This is a genomic window from Cryobacterium gelidum, from assembly GCF_004403985.1.
Classification (GTDB): domain Bacteria; phylum Actinomycetota; class Actinomycetes; order Actinomycetales; family Microbacteriaceae; genus Cryobacterium; species Cryobacterium gelidum.
Genome location: NZ_SOHL01000021.1, coordinates 1 through 1788 on the forward strand (window position 1 = coordinate 1; position 1788 = coordinate 1788).

1 rRNA gene is annotated in these 1788 nt (G+C 54.5%); it reads left to right on the plus strand.

Going from position 1 to position 1788, the window contains the following annotated elements:
- The first annotated feature begins 190 nt into the window (after window positions 1–190).
- A 16S ribosomal RNA gene (locus tag E3T50_RS11880) occupies window positions 191–1724 on the plus strand.
- Window positions 1725–1788 lie beyond the last annotated feature (64 nt).

Genomic DNA, 1788 nt, shown 5'->3' on the forward strand with positions numbered 1-1788 from the left:
CAGCTAAGAGATTCCTTTGGAAATAATATTGAAAAAGTCCTGACTTCGGTTGGGCAACTAAACAAAGCAAGTCAGTAATGATTTGTTCTTGTCAGTTTCAAACTTGCATCGTTTCAGCCTATTCCGGTTGGGGGGTGCACTAGATGGGCGTTCGGTTTGTATTTATATGGATCGGGTAGCTATTCAAACATTTACGGAGAGTTTGATCCTGGCTCAGGACGAACGCTGGCGGCGTGCTTAACACATGCAAGTCGAACGGTGAAGAGGAGCTTGCTCCTTGGATCAGTGGCGAACGGGTGAGTAACACGTGAGCAATCTGCCCTTGACTCTGGGATAACTGCGGGAAACTGTAGCTAATACCGGATATTACCTTGGAAGGCATCTTCTGGGGTGGAAAGAATTTTGGTCAAGGATGAGCTCGCGGCCTATCAGCTAGTTGGTGAGGTAATGGCTCACCAAGGCGACGACGGGTAGCCGGCCTGAGAGGGTGACCGGCCACACTGGGACTGAGACACGGCCCAGACTCCTACGGGAGGCAGCAGTGGGGAATATTGCACAATGGGCGCAAGCCTGATGCAGCAACGCCGCGTGAGGGACGACGGCCTTCGGGTTGTAAACCTCTTTTAGTAGGGAAGAAGCGACTGGGTTTTCCTGGGAGTGACGGTACCTGCAGAAAAAGCACCGGCTAACTACGTGCCAGCAGCCGCGGTAATACGTAGGGTGCAAGCGTTGTCCGGAATTATTGGGCGTAAAGAGCTCGTAGGCGGTTTGTCGCGTCTGCTGTGAAAACCCGAGGCTCAACCTCGGGCCTGCAGTGGGTACGGGCAGACTAGAGTGCGGTAGGGGAGATTGGAATTCCTGGTGTAGCGGTGGAATGCGCAGATATCAGGAGGAACACCAATGGCGAAGGCAGATCTCTGGGCCGTAACTGACGCTGAGGAGCGAAAGCATGGGGAGCGAACAGGATTAGATACCCTGGTAGTCCATGCCGTAAACGTTGGGAACTAGATGTGGGGACCATTCCACGGTCTCCGTGTCGCAGCTAACGCATTAAGTTCCCCGCCTGGGGAGTACGGCCGCAAGGCTAAAACTCAAAGGAATTGACGGGGGCCCGCACAAGCGGCGGAGCATGCGGATTAATTCGATGCAACGCGAAGAACCTTACCAAGGCTTGACATATACCGGAAACGGCCAGAAATGGTCGCCCCGCAAGGTCGGTATACAGGTGGTGCATGGTTGTCGTCAGCTCGTGTCGTGAGATGTTGGGTTAAGTCCCGCAACGAGCGCAACCCTCGTCCTATGTTGCCAGCACGTAATGGTGGGAACTCATGGGATACTGCCGGGGTCAACTCGGAGGAAGGTGGGGATGACGTCAAATCATCATGCCCCTTATGTCTTGGGCTTCACGCATGCTACAATGGCCGGTACAAAGGGCTGCGATACCGCAAGGTGGAGCGAATCCCAAAAAGCCGGTCTCAGTTCGGATTGAGGTCTGCAACTCGACCTCATGAAGTCGGAGTCGCTAGTAATCGCAGATCAGCAACGCTGCGGTGAATACGTTCCCGGGCCTTGTACACACCGCCCGTCAAGTCATGAAAGTCGGTAACACCCGAAGCCAGTGGCCGAACCCGCAAGGGACGGAGCTGTCGAAGGTGGGATTGGTGATTAGGACTAAGTCGTAACAAGGTAGCCGTACCGGAAGGTGCGGCTGGATCACCTCCTTTCTAAGGAGCACGTGTCGTCCCGTCTGTATACAGCGGAATATGGCGACCAGTCATACCAGGCCGA